Annotated in this window: 25 protein-coding genes and 1 riboswitch; of the genes, 12 read left to right on the top strand and 13 right to left on the bottom strand. The window is 41.0% G+C overall.

The window, feature by feature from the left end; all coding sequences use genetic code 11:
- Nucleotides 1-168: 168 nt before the first annotated feature.
- The 3 genes from BK139_RS21120 to BK139_RS21110 form a co-directional block, all read right to left on the bottom strand.
- Nucleotides 169-894 (bottom strand): SDR family oxidoreductase, encoded by a 726-nt coding sequence (locus BK139_RS21120; protein ID WP_076262725.1) that lies wholly within the window; start codon nucleotides 892-894, stop codon nucleotides 169-171.
- 39 nt (nucleotides 895-933) lie between these two features.
- On the bottom strand, nucleotides 934-2,679 hold the full coding sequence (locus BK139_RS21115; protein WP_076262723.1) for a phospho-sugar mutase: 1,746 nt from the start codon (nucleotides 2,677-2,679) through the stop codon (nucleotides 934-936).
- A 165-nt stretch (nucleotides 2,680-2,844) separates the two neighbouring features.
- On the bottom strand, nucleotides 2,845-4,347 hold the full coding sequence (locus BK139_RS21110) for a bifunctional GNAT family N-acetyltransferase/carbon-nitrogen hydrolase family protein (protein ID WP_076262727.1): 1,503 nt from the start codon (nucleotides 4,345-4,347) through the stop codon (nucleotides 2,845-2,847).
- A gap of 345 nt (nucleotides 4,348-4,692) precedes the next feature.
- Between BK139_RS21110 and BK139_RS21105 the strand changes: the two genes are divergently transcribed.
- Both BK139_RS21105 and BK139_RS21100 read left to right on the top strand, forming a co-directional pair.
- Nucleotides 4,693-5,133, top strand: a complete 441-nt coding sequence (locus tag BK139_RS21105) for a disulfide oxidoreductase (protein WP_076262721.1) — start codon at nucleotides 4,693-4,695, stop codon at nucleotides 5,131-5,133.
- Entirely contained in the window at nucleotides 5,133-5,603 is a 471-nt protein-coding gene (locus BK139_RS21100; RefSeq protein ID WP_076262719.1) for a thioredoxin family protein, read from the top strand. The genes BK139_RS21105 and BK139_RS21100 overlap by 1 nt, the downstream gene beginning before the upstream one ends.
- 31 nt (nucleotides 5,604-5,634) lie before the next feature.
- On the opposite strand, the gene BK139_RS21095 is transcribed toward BK139_RS21100, so the two are convergent.
- On the bottom strand, nucleotides 5,635-6,033 hold the full coding sequence (locus BK139_RS21095; RefSeq protein ID WP_076262717.1) for a YhcU family protein: 399 nt from the start codon (nucleotides 6,031-6,033) through the stop codon (nucleotides 5,635-5,637).
- Nucleotides 6,034-6,375: 342 nt separating this feature from the next.
- On the opposite strand from BK139_RS21095, the gene BK139_RS21090 reads away from it, so the two are divergent.
- Nucleotides 6,376-7,296 (top strand): RluA family pseudouridine synthase, encoded by a 921-nt coding sequence (locus BK139_RS21090; protein ID WP_076262714.1) that lies wholly within the window; start codon nucleotides 6,376-6,378, stop codon nucleotides 7,294-7,296.
- A 103-nt stretch (nucleotides 7,297-7,399) separates the two neighbouring features.
- On the opposite strand, the gene BK139_RS21085 is transcribed toward BK139_RS21090, so the two are convergent.
- From BK139_RS21085 to helD, 3 genes are all read right to left on the bottom strand, one after another.
- Complete coding sequence (locus tag BK139_RS21085; RefSeq protein WP_035326710.1) at nucleotides 7,400-7,660, bottom strand: GlsB/YeaQ/YmgE family stress response membrane protein; 261 nt, start codon at nucleotides 7,658-7,660, stop codon at nucleotides 7,400-7,402.
- Nucleotides 7,661-7,866: 206 nt separating this feature from the next.
- Nucleotides 7,867-8,694, bottom strand: coding sequence for an aldo/keto reductase (locus tag BK139_RS21080; RefSeq protein WP_076262712.1), 828 nt, complete (start codon nucleotides 8,692-8,694; stop codon nucleotides 7,867-7,869).
- A 271-nt stretch (nucleotides 8,695-8,965) separates the two neighbouring features.
- Nucleotides 8,966-11,233 carry an RNA polymerase recycling motor HelD gene (helD, locus tag BK139_RS21075; RefSeq protein ID WP_076262710.1) on the bottom strand — a complete coding sequence of 756 codons (2,268 nt, stop codon included), beginning with the start codon at nucleotides 11,231-11,233 and terminating at the stop codon, nucleotides 8,966-8,968.
- Nucleotides 11,234-11,621: 388 nt separating this feature from the next.
- Between helD and BK139_RS21070 the strand changes: the two genes are divergently transcribed.
- The 4 genes from BK139_RS21070 to BK139_RS21055 all read left to right on the top strand — a co-directional run bounded on the left by BK139_RS21070 (nucleotide 11,622) and on the right by BK139_RS21055 (nucleotide 14,485).
- Nucleotides 11,622-11,885, top strand: coding sequence for a CD3324 family protein (locus BK139_RS21070; protein WP_076262708.1), 264 nt, complete (start codon nucleotides 11,622-11,624; stop codon nucleotides 11,883-11,885).
- Between the two features lie 140 nt (nucleotides 11,886-12,025).
- Nucleotides 12,026-12,664, top strand: coding sequence for a FusB/FusC family EF-G-binding protein (locus BK139_RS21065; protein WP_076262706.1), 639 nt, complete (start codon nucleotides 12,026-12,028; stop codon nucleotides 12,662-12,664).
- A gap of 192 nt (nucleotides 12,665-12,856) precedes the next feature.
- Nucleotides 12,857-13,474: a DUF47 domain-containing protein gene (locus tag BK139_RS21060; RefSeq protein WP_048011739.1), complete on the top strand. Its 618-nt coding sequence runs from the start codon at nucleotides 12,857-12,859 to the stop codon at nucleotides 13,472-13,474.
- A 12-nt stretch (nucleotides 13,475-13,486) separates the two neighbouring features.
- Nucleotides 13,487-14,485 (top strand): inorganic phosphate transporter, encoded by a 999-nt coding sequence (locus tag BK139_RS21055; RefSeq protein ID WP_076262703.1) that lies wholly within the window; start codon nucleotides 13,487-13,489, stop codon nucleotides 14,483-14,485.
- Between the two features lie 33 nt (nucleotides 14,486-14,518).
- On the opposite strand, the gene BK139_RS21050 is transcribed toward BK139_RS21055, so the two are convergent.
- On the bottom strand, nucleotides 14,519-15,178 hold the full coding sequence (locus BK139_RS21050; protein WP_076262700.1) for an HAD family hydrolase: 660 nt from the start codon (nucleotides 15,176-15,178) through the stop codon (nucleotides 14,519-14,521).
- 82 nt (nucleotides 15,179-15,260) lie between these two features.
- On the bottom strand, nucleotides 15,261-16,931 hold the full coding sequence (locus BK139_RS21045; protein WP_076262698.1) for a M20 family metallopeptidase: 1,671 nt from the start codon (nucleotides 16,929-16,931) through the stop codon (nucleotides 15,261-15,263).
- A 276-nt stretch (nucleotides 16,932-17,207) separates the two neighbouring features.
- Here BK139_RS21045 and BK139_RS21040 point away from each other — a divergent pair, with 276 nt between their 5' ends.
- Nucleotides 17,208-18,509, top strand: a complete 1,302-nt coding sequence (locus tag BK139_RS21040; RefSeq protein ID WP_076262695.1) for an NCS2 family permease — start codon at nucleotides 17,208-17,210, stop codon at nucleotides 18,507-18,509.
- Between the two features lie 136 nt (nucleotides 18,510-18,645).
- On the top strand, nucleotides 18,646-19,218 hold the full coding sequence (locus BK139_RS21035; protein ID WP_076262693.1) for a YitT family protein: 573 nt from the start codon (nucleotides 18,646-18,648) through the stop codon (nucleotides 19,216-19,218).
- 37 nt (nucleotides 19,219-19,255) lie between these two features.
- On the opposite strand, the gene BK139_RS21030 is transcribed toward BK139_RS21035, so the two are convergent.
- Together BK139_RS21030 and proC are read right to left on the bottom strand one after the other, a co-directional pair.
- Nucleotides 19,256-20,644 (bottom strand): L-cystine transporter, encoded by a 1,389-nt coding sequence (locus BK139_RS21030; protein WP_076262690.1) that lies wholly within the window; start codon nucleotides 20,642-20,644, stop codon nucleotides 19,256-19,258.
- Between the two features lie 208 nt (nucleotides 20,645-20,852).
- A complete protein-coding gene (proC, locus tag BK139_RS21025; RefSeq protein WP_076262687.1) occupies nucleotides 20,853-21,668 on the bottom strand; it encodes a pyrroline-5-carboxylate reductase in 816 nt (271 codons plus the stop codon).
- Nucleotides 21,669-21,790: 122 nt separating this feature from the next.
- Here proC and BK139_RS21020 point away from each other — a divergent pair, with 122 nt between their 5' ends.
- From BK139_RS21020 to BK139_RS21010, 3 genes are all read left to right on the top strand, one after another.
- Nucleotides 21,791-22,396, top strand: a complete 606-nt coding sequence (locus BK139_RS21020; RefSeq protein WP_076262684.1) for a DNA-3-methyladenine glycosylase — start codon at nucleotides 21,791-21,793, stop codon at nucleotides 22,394-22,396.
- 143 nt (nucleotides 22,397-22,539) lie between these two features.
- Nucleotides 22,540-23,067 carry a CBO0543 family protein gene (locus tag BK139_RS21015; RefSeq protein WP_076262681.1) on the top strand — a complete coding sequence of 176 codons (528 nt, stop codon included), beginning with the start codon at nucleotides 22,540-22,542 and terminating at the stop codon, nucleotides 23,065-23,067.
- Between the two features lie 138 nt (nucleotides 23,068-23,205).
- Complete coding sequence (locus tag BK139_RS21010; RefSeq protein ID WP_035326689.1) at nucleotides 23,206-23,400, top strand: hypothetical protein; 195 nt, start codon at nucleotides 23,206-23,208, stop codon at nucleotides 23,398-23,400.
- 61 nt (nucleotides 23,401-23,461) lie between these two features.
- Here the strand turns inward: BK139_RS21010 and BK139_RS21005 are convergent, their stop codons facing one another.
- Together BK139_RS21005 and BK139_RS21000 are read right to left on the bottom strand one after the other, a co-directional pair.
- The gene (locus BK139_RS21005) at nucleotides 23,462-24,679 is read right to left on the bottom strand and encodes a homoserine dehydrogenase (protein WP_076262679.1); all 1,218 of its coding nucleotides are present in this window, start codon (nucleotides 24,677-24,679) and stop codon (nucleotides 23,462-23,464) included.
- 110 nt (nucleotides 24,680-24,789) lie between these two features.
- Nucleotides 24,790-24,891: riboswitch (SAM riboswitch) on the bottom strand.
- Between the two features lie 75 nt (nucleotides 24,892-24,966).
- Nucleotides 24,967-25,605, bottom strand: a complete 639-nt coding sequence (locus BK139_RS21000) for an NUDIX hydrolase (protein WP_076262677.1) — start codon at nucleotides 25,603-25,605, stop codon at nucleotides 24,967-24,969.
- Between the last annotated feature and the right edge of the window lie 156 nt (nucleotides 25,606-25,761).

Raw genomic sequence — 25,761 nt, 5'->3', positions numbered from 1 at the left:
AAGGCCCGATTGGTGAGATACAGTGAAACTTGCCGACGCGCAGGCAGAGGCTTAGTTGAACCAATCGGGTTCGTAGTGTCGATTGATCGAAACGCTAGCGGAGATCTTAGCGACACGCGACTAACAATCAGTGGGGATAAGGAAAACCCCACTGATTGAAGTTTCACTTTATGCTATTGGATAATTTTGAACAAATGGATGAAGAACGATTTCGTCTATCATCATGTGTTTCGGTGCTGATGCCATGTAAACAACAGCATTTGCGATATCCTCGACCTGCAGCCAATCTTTTTTCTCTTCGAGTCCCTGCTTGGATTCTGCAAAAAACGTATCAACCATTCCAGGATTTATGGTTCCGACACGGATACCATATTCTCTGACTTCCTGAGCTAAAGATCCCGAGAAGCCTTGAACTGCATATTTTGTTGCCGTATAGGCTGATCCATTCGGGATAGTATACCTGGCTACATCTGATGAAATGGTAATGATTGTACCAGATTTCCGCTCTTTCATATGCGGCAGTACTGCCCTGCTTCCGAGAAAAACTCCCTGCACATTTACTTCAAAGACTTTTTTCCACTCATCCAGTGTCGTTTCATCAACCTGTTTAAAAAAGCCCATACCTGCATTGTTCACAAGAAGGTCAAGCTGCTGCCCGTATGTCTGAAGAGTTTTTTCAACTGCTGCCTTTACTTGTGCTTCATTTGAGATATCCGCCTGAATGGGCATTACATCTGAAAATCCCATTTTATTGAGGTCTTCTGCTGATTGATGTATTTCCTCTGAACTTCCAATCAGGGTTAGCTTCATGCCCTGCTGAGCCAGCTTAACAGCGATTTCCTTGCCGATCCCTCTGGATGCACCTGTTACTATTGCCGTTTGTCCCTTTAACATTGAATCTTCCTTTCTGTTGACACTTCTGGGTGTGAGAATTTATTTTGATACTGAAATCCCCATTCTTTCTTCGACGATGCCCATAAATGCTTTTTGAACGGAATCCAGTTTTTCTTTGCTGCCGGCTAATGAAGAGTCATTAATTCCAAAGTAAAATTTAATTTTCGGTTCTGTACCTGATGGCCTTAGGCAGATCCAGTTCCCTTCTTCGAAGAAATACTTAATAACATTGGACTTTGGCAGGCCGATATTTTCCTCTGTTCCATCTGCTTCCGTTCTGATTCCTGTTAAGTAATCTTCAACAGCCTGAACTTTCATGCCTTCAAGTTCCTTTATCGGATTAGTGCGGAAAGATGCCAGTGTCTGCTGGATTTTTTCAGCTCCTTCAATTCCTTTGAGAGTCATTGAATTCAATCCTTCAAGGAAATAGCCAAACTCATCAAATAAGCTGAGCAATGCCTCATAAAGGGACATGCCTTTCTTTTTATAATAAGCCGCCATTTCAGTTGCAAGCAGGGCTGCCTGGATAGCATCCTTGTCCCTTGCAAAGTCGCCGATTAGATATCCATAGCTTTCCTCATAGCCAAACAGGAAGCTGTATTCACCCGACTCTTCATATTCCTTGATTTTTTCTGCAATGAATTTGAAGCCAGTTAAAACATCAATGGTTTCTACTCCAAAAGACGAGGCAACCCTGCGGCCAAATTCAGATGTAACAATCGTTTTTAGCATGATGCCATTGTCAGGCAGTGTATTCTTTTCTTTCTTCTGAGAAAGTATGTAGTGAAGCAGCAGCGCCCCTGTCTGATTTCCTGTCAGAAGAACATACTCACCTTCTTTGTTCTTCGCTGCGATTCCAAGCCGATCGGCATCCGGGTCTGTAGCAATTAACAAATCTGCATTGGTTTCTCTTCCATCTCTCATTGCCAGCTCAAAAGCATCTTTTTCCTCTGGATTAGGACTCTTTACTGTTGAGAACTCAGGATCCGGGAGCTCCTGTTCCTTTACCACATGCACATTTACATAGCCCAGCGCTGACAAAGCCTCTCTGACAGGCTTGTTGGCCGTACCGTGAAGAGGCGTAAATACTACGCGCACATCCGCTTCGTTTGCGGCACCGGGATTTTCGGAGATGGTAAGGAGCTGCTTCTGATAGGCCTGATCAACTGTTTTGCCGATCATGGTGATGAGCCCTTTTTCCTTCAACACATCTTCATCCATTACTTCTATCAGCAATTCGTTTTCTAATTCATTTACTTTGCTTATAACAATGTCAGCTTCTGCGGGAGTCAGCTGAGCCCCATCAGATCCATACACCTTATAACCATTGTATTCCGGAGGATTATGGCTGGCTGTTATGACAATACCTGCATACGCATGAAGGTACCGGACTGCGAATGAAAGTTCAGGAGTTGGACGAAGCTCGTCAAATACATACGTCTGTATGCCCCTGCTGGCAAGTGTTTTAGCCGCTTCCATTGCAAATTCCGGAGACATGTGGCGTGAATCATAAGCAATAGCCACTCCCCTGTTTTTTGCTTCCAGTCCTTTTTCCTCTATGTATGCCGCTAATCCTGCAGATGCCTTTCGGACAGTATAGATATTCATGCGGTTTGTTCCCGGGCCAATTTCCCCGCGCATGCCGCCTGTTCCGAATTCCAGTCCCTTATAAAATGCTTCTTCAAGGAGCTTTTCATTTCCCTGCAAACGTTTTAGCTGTTCTAATAATTCATTGTCCAGATCCTCATGGTTTATCCATCGTTCTGCTGCTGTTTTCCATTCCATTGTATGACCTCCTAAAAAAAGCTTCTGCATATCCTTTTCGAGTTCCAAATGGATATTCCTTTTAAAAATATCCGAGTTATTTTGACAATTTCCACCCAGAGATTATGTATGCCCGATAAATGCGTTTGAGCGCCAAGTGAAAGGCGCTCAAGCTGCAACTATATATTACTTCTTATATTTAATGCTGTAAATATCATGCCGGCGGTCTTTTAACTGGCGCACTGTGCCATCCTGCCTCTGGCGGCGAAGGATTTCCAGATCAACATCACCAATCAGAACCATTTCAATATTTGGATTTGTTTCCCCCACAATACCATCCCTTGCAAACTCAAAATCGGATGGTGCAAAAATGGCAGATTGTGCATATTGAATATCCATATTCTCTGTTTGCGGAAGATTGCCGACCGTACCTGAAATAACCGTGTATATTTGATTTTCAACAGCCCGCGCCTGAGCACAATAGCGTACCCGTAAATATCCCTGGCGATCTTCGGTGCAGAAAGGGGTAAATATTATTTTGGCACCTTTATCTGCCGCAATTCTCGCAAGCTCAGGGAATTCGATGTCATAGCAGATTTGAATGGCTATTTTTCCGCAGTCAGTATCAAATACCTTTACTTCATCTCCGCGGCTGATTCCCCACCATTTGCGCTCATTTGGCGTAATATGGAGCTTATACTGCTTTTCAATTGTTCCATCCCGGCGGAACAGGTAAGCAATATTATAAATCTCATCGTCATCTTCTTTCACAAAATGAGAGCCGCCAATGATATTGATATTATATCTGACTGCCAAATCCGTAAATAACTCGATGTATTGCTCAGTGTATTCTGTCAGCTTTCTGACCGCAAGGCTTGGTGAACGTTCTTCCAAAAAGGACATCAGCTGGGTGGTAAATAACTCGGGAAAAACCGCAAAGTCGGACCCTGAGTCAGAAGCTACATCTGTAAAATATTCCACCTGATGGGCAAATTCATCGAAGGATTTTATCTGCCGCATTAAATATTGAACCACGCATATACGTACCGGGTAGCTCGTTTTATAAAAGCGTTTGCTCATTGGTCTGTAGTCGACATTATTCCATTCCATCAGGGTTGCATATTTATTTGACTGCACATCGTCAGGCAAATAGTTGGGATTAATCCTCATCAGGGTAAATCCATTCAGGAGCTGAAAGGATAAAACCGGGTCATAGATTTTATGAAGCGACACTTCGTTAACATACTCTCGCGGGTTCATTTCATTGGAGTATTTATGATAGTTTGGAATTCGTCCGCCTATGATGATGCTTTTTAAATTTAAAGACCTGACAAGCTCCTTCCTTTCTTCATACAGGCGATGGCCGATTTTCATTCTGCGGTAATCAGGATGAACCATTACTTCAATTCCATAAAGGTTATAGCCTTCCGGATTATGGTTCGTTATGTATCCTTTATCTGTCACATCATCCCATGAATGACGGTCATCATACTCATCAAAATTTATAATAAGGCTTGAACAGGATCCAATAATTTCCCCGTCATATTCTGCAACAAACTGGCCTTCAGGGAAAATTTCCAGATGGCTTTCAAGCTGATCCTTCTTCCAGGGAACCATGCCGGGAAAACATAACTCCTGAAGGGCAATGATATGATCTATATCTGAATGCCGGGTATTTCTGATAATCATTTTCTTCTCAAATTTCGTTAAATCAAGCTTTGTCAATGGTGGTGCACTCCTTTGGAAATAATAATTATCCTGGGAGCTAAATGGAGCTTAGTCTCTCAGTAATATTCAAGTCTTTTCCCTTTTTTGCTGCATTCGTAACTTCTTAAGTAATTTCCCTCTTATTATCTTGCGTCTTTTCCTTTGTATATATTTCTATAAAGGTGTTAAATGTCTTCTTTTTATTTGTAACCTGTTAATATCTTTGCCACAAAAGCCCCATTTCTGCTGATTGTCTGCACATGTTGATTTACAATGGATGTCCAATAGCTTTATAATTTTAGAGTACATATTAATAAGGAGATTATTATGGAGAAAACACAAACAGACGGGCGGGAGAATTTGCTGTTTATTGCCTGGGCAGCTTCGATTCTTGCTATGTTCGGCAGCCTTTATTTTTCTGAAATCAGGCAATATGAACCGTGCGAGCTTTGCTGGTATCAGAGGATTGTCATGTATCCCTTTGCTGTCATACTAGGATTGGCTGTGGTTAAGAAGGATTATCGCATCAGCTTATATACAATGGTGTTATCTGCTGTTGGAGCCGGCATTTCCATCTACCACTACTCCATTCAGAAGATTTCATTTATGGCTGATCATGCAGCAGCATGCGGGAGAGTTCCCTGTACGGGGCAGTATATTAATTGGCTGGGATTTGTTACAATTCCATTTTTAGCATTAACAGCTTTTATTATTATTTTTATTTGCAGTTATCTTGTCTGGAAGAAAACGAAGGAGGCAGCAGAATAATGAAAAAGGTCATTATATTTCTTGCCATTATCGTTGCATTATTTGCAGCAGTTGGAATGTTAACTAAAATGCAAAACGAAGAAAAAGTGTCAGAGAAAAATCCGTATGGAAAGGATTCGCTTCATCCTGAAACAGTCAAACAGCTTGAAGACCCGAATTATCAAAACCTGATCCTTCCCGAAGAATTGGATAAAAAGTTAGATAAAAAAGAAGATGTAACGGTTTATTTTTATAGCCCGACATGCCCTCATTGCCAAAAGACTACTCCTGTGGTGGCTCCGCTTACAGAAGATATGGGTATTGATCTGGTGCAATTCAATCTGCTTGAATTTGAAGACGGCTGGGACAATTACGGAATTCAGGAAACTCCAACAATCGTTCAATACAAGGACGGCAAAGAGGTTAACAGGATTACCGGTTCTCAGGAAAAAGAAGTTTTTGAACAGTGGTTTAATGAGAATTCCAAATAACCAAAAAACGCCTGCAGCAGCAGGCGTTTTTTCATACAAGCATTTCATTTGCGGCTTTAGCATAAACACTGAATACATCACTCCGGGGCATTCTCTCTCCGCAAAAATGGCTGTAATCAAACGGAAATGATAAGCCGAATTCTTGAAGTATTTGAACATTTTTGAAGAATATCGTTTTATATTTGCCGCTGATTGGGCGGGATTCAAGAATAGCCATAAGCGTCTGCAGCCCTGCTATAACCTGATATGCCTCCTTTAATGTTCCAAAGTATTCAAAGTGTCTGGTAGAAGTATGTAAAATCTTCTGCTGTTCAAAATCTCTTATATCATCGTCTGTGAAATATAGAGGAAACACATTTGAATAGAATCTTCCTATTAATTCTTGAATTTTTTGTTCCTGATCAGGAGTTGATGCAAATACAACCTTCACTGATAACCCACCTTTGTAATCCTTGTAATCAGTTCGTAATATATACTTAAGAATATCATATTCTAAAAGCCCTTTAGGGTGGTAATTATACCCATGGAGCAGGGATTTGCTGGTATTTATTCCTCCTCCGGAAATAGATGGAACAGGAATAATGCAAAATAATTAGTTCTAAAGGTCTATAATAACCTCATTTCCAGTAAAATAAAAGGTGATTTTTAATATTACAATAATTTTCGAGGACCACTATTCCTTTTATCAGCTGTCTTTAAAGGCTAAAATATTATTGTCATTAATTTATATGTAATAAAGGTAAGATTATTCAATCTGGATAAGGAGTAATTTATGGTAAAACTAAAAAGGTTTGGTGAATGGTGTGAAATAGAAGTACCTGCCCACTGGGAAGGATATTCAATCGAATATATTGTCCGGACATTATGGGGAGCACCAAAGAAACAAACACACAATATGAGAATGAAAAAACAGGTATTATCCAATGATGATGCTGCTAATTGGACAAAACCTGTGCATACAGGAGATAAATTAAAGTTTCAATTTTTCGAGGATGAAGATCCAGGCGTTATTCCATCATATTACGAGATTGGTGTTCTTTTTGAAGATGACCATATGCTTGTTTTGAATAAACCTGCCGGCATGGACACGCATCCTAACTCACCGGATCAAACGAATACCCTCGCCAACGCCGCAGCTTTTCATATGCAAATGCACGGGGAATATAGAGGCATAAAACATATACATCGCCTGGATCGTGATACAACCGGTGCCATATTATTTGCGAAGCATGCATTAGCGGGTGCAATTCTGGATAAAGAGCTGGGTGAAAGAAGAATTAAGCGCACCTATTTGGCTTTAGTTCATGGCAAAATTTTAAAGAACAAAGGAACCATAAGGGAACCAATTGGGCGGGACCGGCATCATCCAACCAGGAGAAGAGTATCCCCCGGCGGTCAGCCTGCTTCAACGAACTATGAATTAATTGAGTACTATCCTAAACAAAATCTTTCACTTATTAAGTGCCGTTTGGATACAGGCAGAACACACCAGATCCGTGTTCATCTAAGCCATATTGGACATCCTCTTGCGGGGGATACTTTATATGGCGGGAAACCTGTTTTTGCACGGCAGGCACTGCACGCAGTAAAGCTTGAGATTCCGCACCCATTCTTAGAGGAGCCTATTGTCTGTCATGCGCCTTTCCTGGATGATCCCGGGATTTTCAAGGGAATTGACCCATATCGTTTTTAACTTAGAGCTGCCCTGTCTTAAGGCAGCTTTAGTTTTCTGCTGAAAAGCAGAGTGATTAATGCAAAAAAAGAAGCCCCAAACGGGACTTCTTTGGATTAATTAATTAGTCATGAGATTTACGCATAGCCTTCATGATGAAGCCTACGATGAATACAAGCACGATAGCACCAATTAAAGCAGGAATAATAGCAAAGTCAGCTACGACTGGACCCCAATCACCAAGAATTAATGAACCTAACCATGCACCAATGAAACCAGCAATGATGTTACCAATAATTCCGCCTGGAATATCTCTTCCTAAAATCATACCTGCTAACCAACCAATGATACCACCTATAATTAATGCCCATAAAAAGCTCAACATTGAAAATCACTCCTCGTTATAATTTAATTTAGCTTTTGCTCAGATAAAGAATTTCATTCAGCTGCGCAGCTTTTGGTGATCTTATCTGCTTGTATAATTAAATTACCCAGGATTCATTATCTAAAACCAAAAATTTAAAAACTATTCTTCTGGAAAAATTTTATAAAACAAAAAACACCCGTTAGGATGTTTTTTTCAAGGGGAGTTTAAAAGTTAAAATTGTCCGGATCGGCTCCAAAGCGATGGTTATTATTTAATGCATTCATTTGTCTGATGTCGTCTTCAGTTAATTCAAAATCAAAAATATCTGTGTTTTCCCGCAGTCTCTCTTTTTTCACCGATTTAGGAATGACCATTATGCCGTTTTGGAGATGCCATTTAAGAATAATCTGGGCTGCGGATTTACCGTGCCTTTTGGCAATTTCTTTTATGGTATTGTCCTCGAGCACTCTCCCCCTGGCAATTGGAGACCAGGCCTGTACTTTTATATTGTATTCACCGCAAAATGCCCTCAATTCTTCCTGAGAAAGAAGCGGATGCAGCTCAACCTGATTGACTGCAGGCTTTTCAGAAGAGTTTTCCAGAATGTCCTTTAAATGATGAATTTGAAAGTTGCTCACCCCTATGGCTCTTACCTTTCCATCCTTATAAAGCTTTTCAAGCGCCCTCCAGGTTTCCACGTATTTTCCCTTAACCGGCCAATGAATAAGGTATAAATCTATGTAATCCAAACCCAGCTTTTTCCTACTATTATCAAAGGCATGAAGGGTCTGATTATATCCCTGATCCGTATTCCATACTTTTGTCGTAATGAACAACTCTTCTCTGGGCACTCCGCTTTCTTTTATTGCCTTTCCAACGCCCTCCTCATTTTCATAAAAAGCCGCAGTATCAATCAGCCTGTATCCTATGTTAATGGCATCTTTTACTGTTTTTTCAATCTGCAATCCCTTTTCGACTTTATATACTCCGAGCCCGAATTGAGGCATTTCAACTCCATTGTTTAAGGTTAAAGTGCCGCTGATATCCTTCATCTGATGGAATCATCTCCTTCCATGTTTTAATTCATTTTATCATTTCCAGGAAAAGGAGACCTACTGTTTACACTTCAATACAAAAGCGATTGCCTTAGAGAAGCAATCGCCCATCTATATAAACGGCAGATGCCGGGATTTTTTCATTCCGCATCCCTTTCCATTTTTTCTCATATAAAAATGATTTTCCCGGTGAAAAATTGTCCTAAACAAAGGACAGGATTATTTCCCCCCATAAAAATAAGCAGCTGACAAATCAGCTGCTGAAGTTTTAAACTACTATGAAATTGCCTTGTTTCAATCCAAAAAAATATAATCGGTGAAGAGGCCTTGTCATGGCGACATAAAGCAATTTAATGTCCAGTTCAGAATTTCTGGAAAACTCCTCTTCCATGGACAGAATCATAACGGCATCAAATTCAAGTCCCTTGGCCAAGTATGATGGCACGATGACGATTTCATCCTTCGGTATGCTTTCCTGTTCCTGCAGCAGTTTAAAAGGAAGCCTGGCATGCTTTTCAAAAAGGGTGTGAATGAGCTGACAGTCCTTCATCGTTTTCCCGATCACCGCAAATGTTTTATAATCTTCTTCTTTTAAGGAAATGACCTGTTTTTCAAGCTGTTTTACCAGCTCGCCCCCATCTTTCCTCCTAATAAACTCAGGATTTCTGCCATGGCGGACGACCGGCTCCACCTCGGGAAATGAATAAGGGAGAAGTTTAAGTAATTCATTTGCTTTTTCCATAATTTCCACTGTAGTACGATAGCTTTTTTGAAGCTCTGTATATGTTGCACGGGGAAAAATATAGTCCAGAACCTCCTGCCAGCTTGTGAGCCCCCTGTAGGAGTGAATTCCCTGAGCAAGGTCCCCCACTAGTGTAAACATATCTGTATCAAGTGACTTTTTTAATGAGAGAAGCTCCATAAAGCTGTAGTCCTGGGCTTCATCAATGACGATATTCTTCGCCTTCAGCTCTTTGGGAATGCCAAAAAGGCTTTCCTGCAGGTAAAGCATCAAAGCTAAGTCTTCCCTCTCATACACTTTTTTCCTGAACAACTCCCGGCAATATTCACAAAGTTTATGTGTATCATCAACAGGCAATTTTCCGCCTGATAACCTTGAAAGACGTACAGGATCTTCAAATAGGTCTTTGTAATACCGGACCAGACTTTTCTTCGGGAATTGCTTCATGTATTTTGGCACAGCTGTCCTGAAGCTTCTTTTTAGTTCTTCCATTCTGGATGCTTTTTTATCAAGAGCATCTGAAACATATTGTCTTCTTTTCTCAGGATCCCTGCCTCTATAGAGGGCCCTTTCGATTCTCTCGTCATAATATATTTCGATTTTCTTAATGATATTTTTCTTTTTCTTAGCAAGATCGTTTTGAAGCACAGCCTTTAACTTTTCCAGCCTTCGGTATAGAGGCATGTAATTGTAATCCTCCAAAAAAAGCTGAAAGAATTTTTTGCTGCTGAAAAGCCTGAATTTATCTACCATAAAATCATCACTGGGGGAGAAGCTATTATATATTTCTCTGAGGTAATTAGTAAGAATGGTGTGAAATACAGGCGAACCTTTAATGGACGATGCCCAGGCTGCAAGGTTTACTTCTTCACTTCCCTGGTTTTCAAGCAGGTTCACAAGCTTGCTGTCAGCAGCCATTTTTAGATCCTCGCCAAGACATGCCAGAACATATTCCTGGTAGGTTGTCTGACGGACTCTCTCCACCCCAAGTTCAGGGAGCGCCTCTGAAATATAATCAATGAAAAGCCTGCTCGGCGCCAGTATCATCAGCTGTTCAGGGGCAAAATTTTCTTTGTACTGATAAATGAAATAACTTATTCTATGCAGGGCAATGGTTGTCTTGCCGCTGCCTGCCGCCCCCTGCACAATGATGGGCTTATTCAAATCGGCACGTATTATTTTGTTCTGTTCTTCCTGTATGGTTGAAATAATTTCAGTGAGGCGGTTGCTTGAGCTTTTGGACAATGATTCCTGAAGCAATTCGTCTGTGGTCGTGAGGTCAATATCCCGTATTTCATCCAGAATCCCGTCTTCTATCATATATTGCCTTTTCAACGACAGGTGTCCCGTAAAGCTTTCTTCATAGGAATGGTATTGAACCTCTCCCAGCCTGCCTTCATAGTATAGATTGGCTATCGGAGAACGCCAGTCAACAATAATCTGCTCCTGATTTTCCCTTGAATACAATGAAGTTTTGCCTATGTACAGTATCTCTTCTTCGTTTAAATCCTGCCGCAAAAAATCAATTCTGGCAAAGTAAGGCTTTTTCCGGGCTTTTTTCAGCAGCATTAATTCATCTTTGGACATTTCAAAAAAAAGGGCATTCGTCAGGAGAGAAGAGTAACTTAAACTGGATTCAAGCCAGTCAACGTCCTCGAAAGCTTCTTTCATATTTTCCTGAAACTTATCCTTGCTGGATTCCGATGTTTTAATCACAACATCAATATAACGTTTCGTAAATTCAAGCCGCTGAACTTCCTTTTGAAAATCGGGGTGTTCAAATTCAGATGACATATGTTTCTCCTTTCAAATTTTTTCAGCCGCAATGGAGAAATACATATGAGCGTACGCGTGGGCAGAAAAATATATTATCAGAAAAGTCTGCAAGAATCAAGTGGTGACAGGCACCGCCCGATATTTGTCGAATTGTGCAAGTGTATACATCGGCATTCATTTTAATTTATAATATAAAAAAATACATTTTAGGAGGTGATGGGAATGGCCATTGCAGCTGCAAGGCCTGATAATGCAACGTCTCATGCAAAGCCTGATATTGGTGGCGATACTTTGCATGAGGCGGTAATGGACTAAATATTATCGCCCATTCAGCTAAAACCATTTCTGATATCGGCTTTGCACCTTATTCATTTTTATTATCAAAATAAATAAGGAGCTGGCAGAAATGAGTTATGTAAAAGCTAATGCCGTTTTACCGGAGAATCTAATCGCAGAGATTCAAAAATACGTTCAGGGTGAGGCTATTTATATTCCCAAACCGGAAAAGGACTACCGAAAATGGGGTTCCCGCTCTGGAGCAAGAAAAGCTCTGGATGAAAGGAACCATTCTATAAAAGGCGCCTTTCAGAACGGCAAAACCATCACCCAATTGGCGGAGGAATATTTTCTTTCCGCTGAAACAATCAAAAAAATAGTTTATAAAAAATGAATTTTCCGCACTGAACTTTGTTCAGTGCTTTTTCATATGCCAAGTTCGTTTCCTAATCATTTTATCCATTTACATTTTTATGCCATTCTTATAAAGTGAGGTTGATATATAAAGGTGCTGAAAGTATAGGAGTGTGTATAATGGAACCTTTTATCAGGAATGATCAATATAATTTTATTAAATATCAGACGCAAGTGCTAATTAATGGCCATGCATCTGTCAATGATACAGGGGTGCTGAATGCACTGAAATCACTTTCTGCTGAAAAGGTATTGGGTCTTTTTGCAGAGCTGAGTGAGGAACAAAACCAGCTTCTTTCCCCAGTCAGTGATATTAAAGAAAGAGATCAGGCAGATGCCTTCTTAGCGCATATAAAGGAATATGTAATACCCTTTCCGTCTATAACTGAACAATCGATCAAAAAACTGTTTCCCAAGGCAAAAAAACTAAAAATGCCAGCACCTGAAAATATCGATTTCAGGGAAATAAGTTACTTGGGATGGGACGATAAAGGTACAAACAGGAAATATATGATCAGCCTGCTGGATGGCAAGCTGACAGGAATATATGGAACATTTAAACCGCTAGGCAAAAAAGGAATCTGTGCCATCTGCTACAAACTCGAAGAAACAGGCATGTTCTTAACTGAGACTAAGGGTTCTCAGTTAGGCACCTATACCAAAAAAGGAAATTATATTTGCCAGGACAGCCGCAAATGCAATGAAAATTTGATTACACTTGATAACCTGCATGATTTTATTGGAAGGCTGAAAGGGTAGATTGTCATTCCCCCATAATTAAGGCACCGCCGAGTTTGGCGGTGTCTTTTTTTCAGCTGAAAATAGTCTTTTCGTTTATTCTTATTAAACTAGGGAATATTACTGTAATAAAAAAAACTATCATATTTTGTCGATTTCGTATAAAATAATTACGTTTGATTGAAGTTTTCCTAAAATATTGGGGGTAAAAAAATGGTTTTTAAGAAAAAGGACAAGTTTAACACGCTGTTAAGCAATATTTCCATGAATTTAAAGGATAGTGCAATTTATTTTGCCGACTATAAGATCAACAATGTCAGTGATTTAAAAACCTTTTCAAAAACTATGAAGGATTATGAAACAAAAGGCGATTCCTATGTCCATGAAGTCATTAAGGAGTTAAATAACGCTTTTATTACGCCGATTGAAAGAGAAGATATTCTTCACCTCGCCATGAGCATGGATGATGTGCTGGATGGATTTGAAGAATGTGCTGATTTATTTGAAATGTATTCCATGACACAGGCTGATGAATTCATGCTGAAGTTCGTGGATGCGATTAAGAACTGTGCAATTGAAATTGAAAAATCTGTTGAACTTCTTTCAACTAAGAAATTACTGCAAATAAGAGATCATGCAATCAAAATCAAAGATTACGAATCCAAATGTGATGGAGTCCGCCGCCAGTCAATCAAGCATCTGTTTGCCACAGAAAAAGACCCTATCCGCATCATTCAGTATAAAGAAATTTATGAAACACTTGAAGATATTGCGGACAGCTGTCAGAATGTCGCCAATACGCTTGAAACCATCATCATGAAAAATGCTTAAGGGGCGATAACAATGGATGCAGTTTTAATTATAACAATCCTGATTGTCATTGGAGCTCTGGCATTTGATTTCATCAATGGATTTCATGATACGGCAAACGCAATAGCAACCGCTGTCTCCACTAAGGCGCTTAAACCAAGACATGCAATCATTTTGGCGGCAGTCATGAACTTTGTTGGTGCCATGACATTTACTGGGGTTGCCAAAACCATAACAAAGGATATAGTGGACCCCTTCACTTTGCAGAATGGTTCTCTTGTCATTCTGGCAGCTTTAGTTGCTGCGATATTCTGGAATCTGCTGACTTGGTATTATGGCATTCCAAGCAGCTCTTCCCATGCAATCATTGGTTCGATTGCCGGAGCTGCGATTGCGGCAGCAGGATTTTCAGCTTTAAATTATCAAGGTTTTTTAAAAATTCTGCAAGCACTTATCTTTTCGCCATTAATTGCTTTTGCAGTCGGTTTTATCGTATACAGTATTTTTAAGATTGTCTTTAAACATAACAACCTTACAAAGACAAACCGGAATTTCAGAGTTTTCCAGATTTTCACAGCTGCTCTTCAATCTTATACACATGGAACAAATGATGCGCAGAAAGCCATGGGGATTATTACAATGGCGCTTATTGCAAACAACTATGTCACTACAGATGATATACCATTTTGGGTACAGTTTTCCTGTGCATTAGCAATGGGGCTCGGGACATCCATCGGCGGCTGGAAAATTATTAAAACAGTCGGCGGGAAGATCATGAAAATCCGTCCAATAAATGGAGTTGCAGCAGACTTAACTGGTGCAATGATCATTTTTGGCGCAACCTTTATTCATTTACCAGTAAGTACTACACATGTTATCTCTTCTTCTATCCTGGGTGTAGGATCTGCCCACAGACTTAAAGGTGTTAAATGGGGAACTGCACAGAGAATGCTTATCACATGGGTAATCACATTGCCGATATCAGCAACATTAGCGGGTATTGTATACTTAATCTTGAATGCAATTTTTTAATTTAAGAGGAGCGGGCTTAGCCTGCTCCTTTTTTTATCTGCCGCTTTGCTCCATTATCAGTTCATCAATGGGTATTTCAGAAAATGCCTTGTACCGCATAACCTTCTCATGAAAGGAAAGAAAACGCGTCACATCATTAGGAACAGCCACACAGTGCATTCCTGCCTGAACAGCAGCAATTGACCCATTTACGGAATCTTCGATGGCCAGACTTTCTTCCGGTTCAACGCCCATGTCTTCAAGGGCTTTTATGTAAAGAGCAGGATCAGGCTTTACCTTGTCAACATCCTCTTTTGTTTTGACCGTTCGGAATAAAGCCTCGATTCCAAAATGTTTTAAATAATGCTTAACCCACTCTCTTCCTGAGCTGGACGCGACTCCAAGCTTAAGGCCTTTTTCAATGCATTTGTCTATCAGTTCCTGAATCCCTTCTCTCAGAATTAAAATATCCCTTTGGCTCTGGAATGCTCTTTCTGTTTTTTCCTGTATAGATTTACGATTAACTTTAATACCTAATTTATCATCAATATAATCAAATAGAATATCATCTGTGGTGCCTATGCCCTTCGCAAAATCCTCCAGTCCAAGTTCAAATCCGTAATCTTCAAACAGGATTTGTTTAAAGACCTCATACCATAAAGATTCTGTGTCTACAATAGTTCCATCAAAATCAAAAATTACAGCCTTTATCATTCTGTCACCGCCCCCGAATTCTCTCCATACATTAGACGCCATTTTCCAGTTAAAGTTACTTCTGACTCCAAAGGCGAGAAACTCAATTTCCCGGCTTTTCAAGGATTCTTTTTGTAAGCTTTCGGATAACCTCAGGCAAAATGTCAAATGTATACGGTTTATAGACCCGCTCAGTCCACTTGTGGCCAGCTTTGCCATAAACACCAAGGTTAATTACAGGTATATTCAAATCCCTCATCGCCTTTAATGGAATCGGAAATAGGCTGTTCAATGCCGGAAAATTCTTTTTAAGAGATTGTATGTCCTCATCCGAACCGTCAAAAGATAAAAAGCTTCCATCCGATAAGTAAGGGAAATATTTACGCACCTTGAATGTCTCGCCTGTTTTCTTAGCCTCTTCAGCAAGAACTTCCTCCAGACAACTTTTTAAAAAGATGCCTCTTTCTGCAGTCACATCAATCGTGTTGGCAGGAAGAAAGGGTGTTCCATAGAAAAGAATCACCCTGGGTTTCTTCTCAGGGTCTGATTGGTGGAGAGCTTCTACAATATCAAAAGCAATCATTCTGGCATCAGTTTCATGAAGCGAGCTCTTTTTCCTTGCTTCTTCCATAACACTTGCCGTATCGATGCCCTTTTCTTCAAGATAGACAAGGAATTCATCTAAAGCCGTCACTTCTGTTCCCCAGTCCAGCTGTCTTTCCGGCAGCTTATTGACGGTCCGAAAGTCCTTATAGGCACCTTCCAGTCGGTGCTCAACAGCGATGGCCGCATCTTCTGCAATCATTCTAAGTTCTTTCGAAAGCTGCTTCAGAGGTTTCTCATAGAAAAAGTAATTGAAGTAAACCCTGCAGCCAACTGCCGTCTGAACGTCATATCGTTTTTTATCATCCCTCATATATAAACAGCTTGGCGGAAGCACAAGTTCTCCTTCCAGCTTCTCAGTCAGCTGAAAATTCTGGCTGATACGCGCAGTCAGCTCTGCAGCAATCAATGTAGGATCAATTCCCGCAAGACTTTCACCGGCGTGGGTCTCTCTTCCGAAAATGGAGAAACACGGCAAAATCTTGCCTGCTGTACCCGTGTAGATATACTTAGTGGCATCTCCGTCATACAATGGAGAGATAAAATCATTATTTATGGCAGCCATATATTCCAGGTCCATTTTTTCTTTCAGCCTCAGCAATTCCGAAAGGGCTGCTCTGCTTCCTTTATGCTCACCCTCCTCATCAGCGTTGAACATAACCAGCAAATTCCCGTCCAATTCGCCGGGATTTTCCGAGAAATACAGGAGATTGGCCAGATGGACAGCAATTCCGCTCTGCATATCCAATGCCCCTCTACCAAAAAGCCACTCATTGGACCGGGCATCTTCCTGCACTTCCGGATCAGAGCCGTATTGTTCAAAAAACTCCTGCAGCTTATCGGGATCATGGGCCATGCCTTGAATGGGACCAAAATCCTCTGTGCCAACGGTGTCCAAATGGGCCAGATATATAATGGTCTTTTTGCTCACCTCCCTCCCCTTGAGGAAGGCAAACACATTCTTGCGGCCCAATTCATCTCCGGGGATTTCCTGGGTCCATACTAAATGATCATTATCCTGAAAAGATGGATACGAACAGATGACTTCCTTTAGAAAGTCAGCTTTATGCCCTTCTCCATCTGAATGGTTATAGCTCTCCATCTGTACAAGGGCCTTCGTTAAATATTCGGCCTGCTGACTAAGCTTCATGGTTTTAAGATTTGCAAACATTGGCCAACCCCATTTCGTTGTCGTTTGACCTTAGTGTATAAGTATACTCTATTGATAATCAACACATTTTTATCTCGGAAAGTAAATTTCCGCAGCAGTAATAGGGAAGCTTTTTTCTATATATTAGGATGAAACAGCCAATATATAGAATAATAATATTAAGGTCTTGAAATTTTCATCAAAAACGAATATTATATTATTTGTGCTTTCTAAACGTTCGTATTTATCAATTACACATATAACCTGAAAGAAGTTATAGTTTATGGGGGACTTTTTATGTTCAAATTAAAAGAAAATCAAACAAACGTAAAGACTGAGGTCTTGGCAGGCATCACAACTTTCTTAACTATGGTTTATATTGTGGTTGTAAACCCTGTTATCTTATCTGATGCAGGTGTGCCTTTTGAGCAAGTCTTTTCTGCAACCATTATTGCAACTGTCGCAGGTACTCTATGGATGGCACTGTTCGCCAATTATCCGATTGCCATCGCACCGGGAATGGGCCTGAACGCCTATTTTGCCTACTCTGTTGTCGGCACCCATGGAAATATTGATTACATGACTGCATTCTCAGCAGTATTTATTGCTGGTATTATCTTCATTATATTGTCACTTACGCCTTTCCGGGAAAAGCTGATTATTGCAATACCGGATAATTTAAAGCACGGAATTACTGCCGGAATCGGATTATTTATCGCTTTTATCGGCTTGCGCTTAACCGGGCTGATTACAAGCCACCCAACAAATCTTGTGGCACTCGGAGACTTGCATTCTCCTCAATCCATTCTTGCGCTTATCGGTCTTGCTGTAACATTGATTCTCATGACGCTCGGGATTAACGGAGCTTTATTTTTCGGCATGATTATCACTGCCCTGATTGCCTTCTTTACTGGACAGCTTTCTTTTGAACAAGGATTTGTTTCATTGCCTTCGCTTCCGGATGGAATCATCATTTTAAATCCATTTGAAGCAATTGGAGATGTTATCCAGCACAGTTTATACGCCGTTGTTTTCTCCTTCCTGCTTGTAACGATTTTTGATACGACTGGAACGATGATCGGCGTAGCCCAGCAGGCCGGATTAATGAAAGGCAAAACGATGCCCAGAGCACGTGAGGCCCTTTTGTCGGATTCCATCGCTACTTCTATCGGTGCCATGTTCGGTACAAGTCCGACTTCGGCCTATATTGAATCTTCAACAGGTGTGTCAGTCGGCGGAAGAACTGGATTAACAACCTTAACTGTTGCAGGTTTGTTTCTTCTTTCAGCTTTCTTTGGACCTCTTGTCAGTGCGGTATCAGGTCTTGCGGCCATTACTGCACCTGCCCTGATTATCGTTGGAAGCCTGATGATGGGCAGCATTTCTCATATTAAATGGAATGAACTTGATGAAGCATTCCCTGCATTCCTGATTATCTTAAGCATGCCGCTGACATCCAGCATTGCAACAGGTATTGCACTTGGCTTTATTGCTTATCCGCTTATGAAAGTGGTAAAAGGGAAATGGAGAGACGTTCATCCCCTTGTATATTTATTTGCAGTATTATTCTTTTACCAGCTTGCGTTCCTGCCTCACTAACCGGAAGCCCCAAACTGAACCAGATCAAAAGCTTGTCCAATCCGGACAAGCTTTTTTTGCATGAAACCGCTTCTATTTCATCCCTATCCATTCATATTCTAGAAGTAAAGAATGGACAAGTTAGGGTGATAGGCTTATGTTTGAAAAGCTGCTTGTAACTTTAATAGGAAGTTTATTATTAGGCATTGGCATTAACGGCTTCCTTGTCCCCCACCATTTACTTGACGGGGGCATTATTGGCATAGGGCTGATCCTCCATTATTACTACGAATACCCCACTGGGTTGAGCATGATTGTCCTGAGCATTCCATTATATGTACTTGCCTGGTTTTATGAGAAAAAATACTTCTTCTATAGCCTGCATGGCCTTCTGATTTCATCCTTCATTATTGATTTGCTTTCTTCTTTGCGAGGGCATTTTGAGCTTTCCATATTGCCCAGCTCCATTTTAGGAGGCTGCCTGGTGGGTTTTGGGATCGGTCTTATGCTTCGTTATGAAACCAGCACAGGGGGCACAGACCTGCTGGCACAGCTGATGACAAAGCTCCTTCCTATTAACATCGGCGCTTTAATATTTGCAATTGATGGATTGGTTATTTTAAGCGGAATAAAAATAGTCGGTATTGAAAAATTCCTGTACTCGTTTATAACCATATTATTTGTGGGCGCCATGACCTCCTTAACGGTTATAAAAAAGACGGTCAAATGAAAAAAATCGACAGGTGCCAGGCACCTGTCGATTTTTCTTATGCTTCTGCTTCTATTTTTTCATTCATATCGTTATAAAGGTTTCCATCCATTTCACCTGTGACTCTGCTCGTCAGGATACCGGAGGTCATGGATCCGCTGACATTAAGGGCTGTGCGTCCCATATCGATTAGCGGTTCAATGGAGATCAGCAAGCCAGCCAGTGCAATAGGCAGGTCAAGGGCAGATAATACCAGGATCGCTGCGAATGTCGCACCGCCTCCGACCCCTGCCACACCAAAGGAGCTGATCGCTACAATAAGAATGAGAGTAAAGATAAATCCCGGTGACAGCGGGTTAATGCCCACAGTCGGAGCAATCATTACAGCCAGCATGGCCGGATAGATACCCGCACATCCATTTTGGCCAATGGAAAGGCCGAATGATCCTGCAAAGTTGGCAATTCCTTCTGGAACACCGAGTGACTTTTGCGTTTTAATATTCAAAGGCAACGCACCGGCACTTGTTCTTGACGTAAAAGCAAAGGTCAATACCGGAAATGCTTTTTTCAAATAAGTGATTGGATTTAATCCGCTTAATGTTAAAAGCAGCAGGTGAATCAGGAACATAATGGCAAGTGCGACATAAGAAGCAATAACAAACTTACCTAAATTCAAGATGGAGTCAAAGTCACTCATCGCGACTGTTTTCGTCATAATTGCCAAAACTCCATATGGTGTTAAGCGTAATATTAATGTTACAACTCGCATGATGATTGCATAGAATGCATCCACAATTTTCGCAAAGAGTTCAGCCTGCTCTGGTGATTTCCTTCTCACACCAAGATAAGCAATCCCTAAAAAGGCTGCAAAGATAACGACTGAAATCGTTGATGTTGGTCTTGCCCCTGTAAAATCAAGGAATGGGTTGGCCGGAAGCAAATCAAGCATTTGCTGCGGGAACGTTCTTCCTTCAATGCCCTGATATGTTTCTTCAAGCTGCTGCCCGCGGGCAGTCTCAGCGTCGCCTCCGCTGATTTGGACAGCCTCCAGGTCAAAACCGACAGCTGTTGCAATTCCGACAGCAGCAGCAACTGCAGTGGTACCTACAAGCAGTCCAAGGATTAGCACACTGATTTTCCCAATATTATTTGTTAATTTAAGCTTAGTAAAAGCCCCTAAAATTGAAATGAAGACAAGAGGCATGACGATCATTTGCAGGAACTTCACATAACCTCCGCCAACTAAATTAAACCAGTCTGCAGATTTGGCAATAACCTCAGCACCAGGTCCATATATCAGCTGAAGTGCAAAGCCAAACAGGATCCCTAAACCAAGCGCTGTAAACACACGCTTTGAGAATGAGATATGCTTTTTCTGCATAAAGAACAATGCGCCTAAAAGCAGAAGCATTACAATAATATTTAAAATTAAAAGTCCTGTACTCATCGGACTGAATCCTCCCCAAAAGATGTTATTATAATGACTTACTATAATACATGTATTCCTATGAGTCAAGTCGGAATTAAAATTTAAATTTTCTTATTATATATTCCATTTCGCTGCCGAATGTTCTTGTTTTTCTTTATTTTTGTGCCTAAAACCATTGAAGAACCCGGCATTATAAAAGTGCCGGGTCTGGAAAAATAATTCTTGTCTAATTATTTTTCCGGGAAAGTGCCTTTGTCTTTTCAAAGCATTGTTCCATCGCACTCATGACCGCTGAACGGAACCCTTTTCTCTCCAGTTCTGCAACGGCTTCTATTGTTGCACCTCCCGGAGTACAAACCTCATCCTTCAATTCCGCAGGGTGTCTGCCTGTTTCCAGCACCATCCTGGCTGCCCCCAAAATAGCCTGTGCTGCGAGCTCATAAGATTGATTACGGGGCAGTCCGGCTTTTACACCGCCATCTGCCAATGCTTCAATGAACATATAGGCATAAGCGGGCGAAGAACCGCTGATAGCGGGAATTGCGTCCATCATCTTTTCTTCCATAACCGCTGCTCTGCCAATACATGAAAATATTTTGATTACATCTTCCATCTCCTCAGGAGATTGTGATTCATTCGCTGAAAGAACGCTCATGCCTTCACCCACCAAAGAAGGAGTATTAGGCATGGAACGGACTGCTTTAATCTTTCTGCCAAATGACTTTTCCAGAAAAGAAAGACTTATGCCGGCCGCAATCGTTATGATAATGGCATGTGATTGGATGCAATCTTTAATTTCGTCAATAACTGCAGCATGAGCATCAGGCTTAATAGCCAGAAACAGTATATCAGCTTCCTCCGCTGCCTCACTATTAGAAAAGCGTGTTTGTATATCCCACCTATTTTTAATGTCAACAAGCGTTTTCTCCGTTTTCGCTGAAGCAATAATCTGCCTTGCATTCACCAGATCAGATTTTAATATACCCCCGATTATCGCCTGAGCCATTTTTCCGCTTCCGATAAAACCGATATTTTTATTCATTAATGCACACATCCTGTCTTGTAATCCTTTTGCTATTATACTGCAGGTATGGTTATGAAAAAATAGCACAGGGTAAAAACATAAGACCGAACCTCATAAAATACTTATTGGAGAGATTGACTATGAAAGAGATAACACAATATGCTCCTCTTCCAGACAGCTTTTACCGGCAGCCGACGCTTCTGCTGGCTGAAGCTCTTCTGGGCTGCTTATTGATCAAAGAAACTGAAGAAGGAATTGCCTCAGGCTATATTGTCGAGACGGAAGCTTATATGGGCCCGGAGGATAGAGCAGCACACAGCTTTGGGAACAGGAGAACAAAAAGGACCGAAATCATGTTTAATGAACCAGGTTTTGTCTACACTTATGTGATGCATACCCATTGCCTCGTTAATGTTGTGAGCGGTCAAAAGGAAAAGCCGGAAGCTGTATTGATCAGAGGGATTGAACCTGTCGACGGAATTGAGTTAATGAAGAAAAGACGTAAGATGGAAGATCTTAAAAACCTCACTAATGGGCCAGGTAAATTAACTAAAGCTCTCGATATAACAATAGATGATTATGGCCGCCATTTTACCAGCCCTCCTCTAATGATTGCTAAAGGAATCCCTCCCGGGGAAATCAAACGGGGAACACGAATAGGCATTGATAATTCCGGTGAAGCACGGGATTATCTCTGGAGATTCTGGATGTCCGATAGTCCTTATGTATCACGGAACAGAAAATAACAGCTATATTAAAAACGACCGGAAAGCCCCCTTCTGATTGGGTTTTCCGGTTATTTATCTGCCTTAACCTGCTTAGTTTTTTTATTTTTTCTTAAATTGGATAGGATAGGAATAACTGTGCGCTCTGGGAAGAGGTGAATGGAATGAATGCTCTATATGCTTTTTTGTGGATTTTCGCTCTATGGAAGTGGGGTGACTGGAGAAATTGGAAAATGTATTATCCCACCATCCTTTTTTACATATTAGGGGACTTTTTATATTTATATCTGCTCTCAGACTTTTATCCGATGTGGACATATGATCCACAGGGGGTCGATGAGAAGGTGAATCTTACAAATACCCATGTCAGTTTTTCCATTATGGCTGTAAAGTATCCGGCAACTATTTTGATCTATCTATACAGATTCCCTGGAGGAAAATTTATTAAGAAACTGCTTTATATCTCAGGCTGGGTCCTTCTCTATACGGTAAATGAGGTGGTTGATATCAAATTTAATCTGATAAAGTACGATAATGGCTGGAGTTTAAAATGGTCGATTCTTTTCAATACTGTTATGTTTACCATCCTTTGGGTGCACCACAAGCGGCCAGCTGCCGCATGGGGACTTTCCATTCTTTTCATCCTCTTCCTATGGAGGCAGTTCGATGTGCCATCAGCTGTTTTTAGATAAGTGTCTAATTTCATTGCAATTTGTCGATAAAAAAACAAGCTATTTTACTGGACTTTTTTTATTAAAGCGTTTATTTTACTATAAAAAGGCAATATTCTATGTATAAGTTTCAATAAATTGGAATGGGATGGTGTTACGATGGCAAACAAGAAAAATGTTAAATCTCCCGGCAAAGATCTCAATATTGGTGCGAATGTTTCATTAAACGGCCTGGTAACAGCTGTTTTTGATAATATGGTCCATGTCCAGATTGGCGCTAAGATAGTAACAGTTCATGTTAAAGACCTGTATTCCGGATTAAATAATCCTTTATTTAATAAACAGCAGGCTTAGTATCCACCATCTCTAAACATACTTCAGGAGGGGCAGCTCAAAGGCTTGCCCCTTCTGTTTTTCAGACCGTCTGTACCTGCTTATACTTCCCTGCCGTGACTGCATAATCTCCAAGCACTTGATAAGCCTTCAAATCGGATTTGTCTAATAATGACACAGCCTCTGCAGCTCCCTTAACGATCAGGGCCTGCTCTGACACTTTGCTGACGATTTCAACTCCCTCAAGGAATTCATATCCTTCAACATCACCCAATATAACCCAGAGCTGCTGTTCAGGGACCTTCTCTTCCAATGCAGCTTCCTCATATGCTGAAGGGAAATCGGCTTTGCCCACATGAATTAAATCTTCAATAATCGCACTCGCTGTCGGGAACATGCCTGCTCCAGGTCCCTGCAGACTGATATTCCCGACAATATCCGCATCGATTGAAACGGCATTCTGCACGCCTTCTACTCTGTATAGAGGATGCGATTCACCTGTCAGGACCGGCTTTACTGTACAGCGGACAGAATCTTTTTCCCTATGAATCGATGCTGCATGCTTGAATTTCAACCCCAGCGAATCAGCCAATCGGATTTGCTCAATCGTAATATCAGTAATGCCTTCTCTTACAGAGTATTCCTGTGCAGGCGCTTTCCCGAATACAAGCTCGCTCAGAACAACTGCTTTGTAAAAGGCGTCATATCCTTCGATATCATTTTTAGGATCGGCTTCTGCATAGCCTTTTTCCTGAGCGATTTTCAATGCTTCTTCAAATGATAAGTTCTCTTCGCGCATACTTGTCAAAATGAAATTGGATGTGCCATTTAAAATTCCTTCAATCCGTTCGATCCTGTTGGCATTCAGCAGCTGCCTGATGGTCTGAATGATGGGGATACCGCCGCCGACTGTTGCTTCATATCCCAGTGATACATTCTTTTCTTTTGCCAGCCTCGCAAGCTCACTTCCATGAAATGCAAACATCTCTTTATTCGCTGTAATGACATGGCATCCTCTCGATATGGCCTGGCGCAGATACGTATAGCCCGGCTCCCTGCCAACAATGGCATCAATTACGACATCAAGCTTTGGAAGCTCAATAATATCCTGAAAGTCATCTGTTAAAAGCACCTCATCATCAGGCAAAGAATGTTTATTTACATTTTTGACCAGGATAGCGGAAACCTTCACTTCTTTCCCGAGTATCGCCTGTAGCCTTCCCTGATGCTTTCTGATTGTTTCATACACTCCTTTTCCAACAGTTCCAAACCCCAATAGCCCGATCGTTATTGCTGACATTATTTATTCCCCCTGGATAAAATTTATTGTGCCTGCCTTAAAAAACAAAAAACCCCTTCCGTCCATTACAGACAAGAAGGGGTTTGAATTAATATTCCGTTCATTCCGCCTTCTTATCTTCGGAAAATGTATTCCTCTGAATTTGGCACCGTGCATGAATGCTGGTTGCCGAGGCATCATAGGGTCAGTCCCTCCGCCTCTCTTGATAAGAAGTTTCTAAGTATTCAATTTATATGAATCATAAACATTTATCAGGACTGCGTCAACCTTTTTGAAAATTATTTTCTTCAGACGCTTTCACTTTCATTGAAATCTTCTGTTATGATCTCAAGAAAATGTTTAAGGATTCTGGCAGTCAGCCCCCAGATGACCTTGTCCTGGAAATAGTAAAATACCTCTTCCGCTCTCCTTGTCTGCCAATTGTAATTTTCACCTCCGGCAATTAAATCAAAAGGAAAATTTTCTTCAGGCTCTACTTTAAAATTTACGTGATATGTTTCAGGCTTTACTTTTTTCAGAAATGAAAGGGGGACGGTAAAAACCTCTTCTACTTCATCAGGGTTCGGGACAATCTTGTCCGGGTTTTGGATAATGCCTGCATAAGGGTAAATAATTTGACCGAAGGAGATCATGTAATCCAGCGGGGAAACATTTGTGATGCTGTCTTCGCCCACACCGAGTTCCTCAGAGGTTTCACGGACGGCCGTATGCTCTTCATCCCTATCTTCCGGATCTATCCTTCCGCCGGGGAAACATACCTCCCCAGGCTGCCTTCTCATTTTAAGTGAACGCACTTCAAATAGGACATGTACCTCATTATTGATTTCAACCAGCGGAAGCAAAATAGCGAACTTGGAAAATCGCTCACTTCCCAAAATAATTGGGGTTCTGTTCCCTAACCTTTTAGCCAGTTTCTCAATCTCCATATCTGCCCACCTCCAGCAGCAATTCAATTCAGTTATTATACCTTTATCATACTGTATTCTTTGTGTTTTATTAATTTATACGGCTTGTGCCATATAATGATTCAGGACTAAACGCTATTGCATCCAGCCCTTCAAAAGCAAAAGAACGTTTCTCCG

Origin of the sequence: Paenibacillus sp. FSL R5-0490 (genome assembly GCF_001956215.1) — a bacterium.
In the GTDB taxonomy this organism is placed as follows: Bacteria; Bacillota; Bacilli; order Bacillales; family Cytobacillaceae; genus Cytobacillus.
This window is presented reverse-complemented; position numbering and strand designations above follow the sequence as displayed.

Coding starts and splice junctions, on each gene's coding strand:
- BK139_RS21115 (WP_076262723.1), bottom strand. CDS start 2,679: ATGGAATGGAAAACAGCAGCAGAACGATGGATAAACCATGAGGATCTG.
- BK139_RS21080 (WP_076262712.1), bottom strand. CDS start 8,694: ATGAAGGATATCAGCGGCACTTTAACCTTAAACAATGGAGTTGAAATG.
- BK139_RS21090 (WP_076262714.1), top strand. CDS start 6,376: ATGGTAAAACTAAAAAGGTTTGGTGAATGGTGTGAAATAGAAGTACCT.
- BK139_RS21020 (WP_076262684.1), top strand. CDS start 21,791: ATGAAAGAGATAACACAATATGCTCCTCTTCCAGACAGCTTTTACCGG.
- BK139_RS21010 (WP_035326689.1), top strand. CDS start 23,206: ATGGCAAACAAGAAAAATGTTAAATCTCCCGGCAAAGATCTCAATATT.
- BK139_RS21120 (WP_076262725.1), bottom strand. CDS start 894: ATGTTAAAGGGACAAACGGCAATAGTAACAGGTGCATCCAGAGGGATC.
- BK139_RS21105 (WP_076262721.1), top strand. CDS start 4,693: ATGGAGAAAACACAAACAGACGGGCGGGAGAATTTGCTGTTTATTGCC.
- BK139_RS21070 (WP_076262708.1), top strand. CDS start 11,622: ATGAGTTATGTAAAAGCTAATGCCGTTTTACCGGAGAATCTAATCGCA.
- BK139_RS21040 (WP_076262695.1), top strand. CDS start 17,208: ATGTTCAAATTAAAAGAAAATCAAACAAACGTAAAGACTGAGGTCTTG.
- BK139_RS21035 (WP_076262693.1), top strand. CDS start 18,646: ATGTTTGAAAAGCTGCTTGTAACTTTAATAGGAAGTTTATTATTAGGC.
- BK139_RS21060 (WP_048011739.1), top strand. CDS start 12,857: ATGGTTTTTAAGAAAAAGGACAAGTTTAACACGCTGTTAAGCAATATT.
- BK139_RS21005 (WP_076262679.1), bottom strand. CDS start 24,679: ATGTCAGCAATAACGATCGGGCTATTGGGGTTTGGAACTGTTGGAAAA.
- BK139_RS21055 (WP_076262703.1), top strand. CDS start 13,487: ATGGATGCAGTTTTAATTATAACAATCCTGATTGTCATTGGAGCTCTG.
- BK139_RS21015 (WP_076262681.1), top strand. CDS start 22,540: ATGAATGCTCTATATGCTTTTTTGTGGATTTTCGCTCTATGGAAGTGG.
- BK139_RS21050 (WP_076262700.1), bottom strand. CDS start 15,178: ATGATAAAGGCTGTAATTTTTGATTTTGATGGAACTATTGTAGACACA.
- BK139_RS21065 (WP_076262706.1), top strand. CDS start 12,026: ATGGAACCTTTTATCAGGAATGATCAATATAATTTTATTAAATATCAG.
- helD (WP_076262710.1), bottom strand. CDS start 11,233: ATGTCATCTGAATTTGAACACCCCGATTTTCAAAAGGAAGTTCAGCGG.
- BK139_RS21030 (WP_076262690.1), bottom strand. CDS start 20,644: ATGAGTACAGGACTTTTAATTTTAAATATTATTGTAATGCTTCTGCTT.
- BK139_RS21000 (WP_076262677.1), bottom strand. CDS start 25,605: ATGGAGATTGAGAAACTGGCTAAAAGGTTAGGGAACAGAACCCCAATT.
- BK139_RS21085 (WP_035326710.1), bottom strand. CDS start 7,660: ATGTTGAGCTTTTTATGGGCATTAATTATAGGTGGTATCATTGGTTGG.
- BK139_RS21045 (WP_076262698.1), bottom strand. CDS start 16,931: ATGTTTGCAAATCTTAAAACCATGAAGCTTAGTCAGCAGGCCGAATAT.
- BK139_RS21100 (WP_076262719.1), top strand. CDS start 5,133: ATGAAAAAGGTCATTATATTTCTTGCCATTATCGTTGCATTATTTGCA.
- BK139_RS21110 (WP_076262727.1), bottom strand. CDS start 4,347: ATGATTATCAGAAATACCCGGCATTCAGATATAGATCATATCATTGCC.
- proC (WP_076262687.1), bottom strand. CDS start 21,668: ATGAATAAAAATATCGGTTTTATCGGAAGCGGAAAAATGGCTCAGGCG.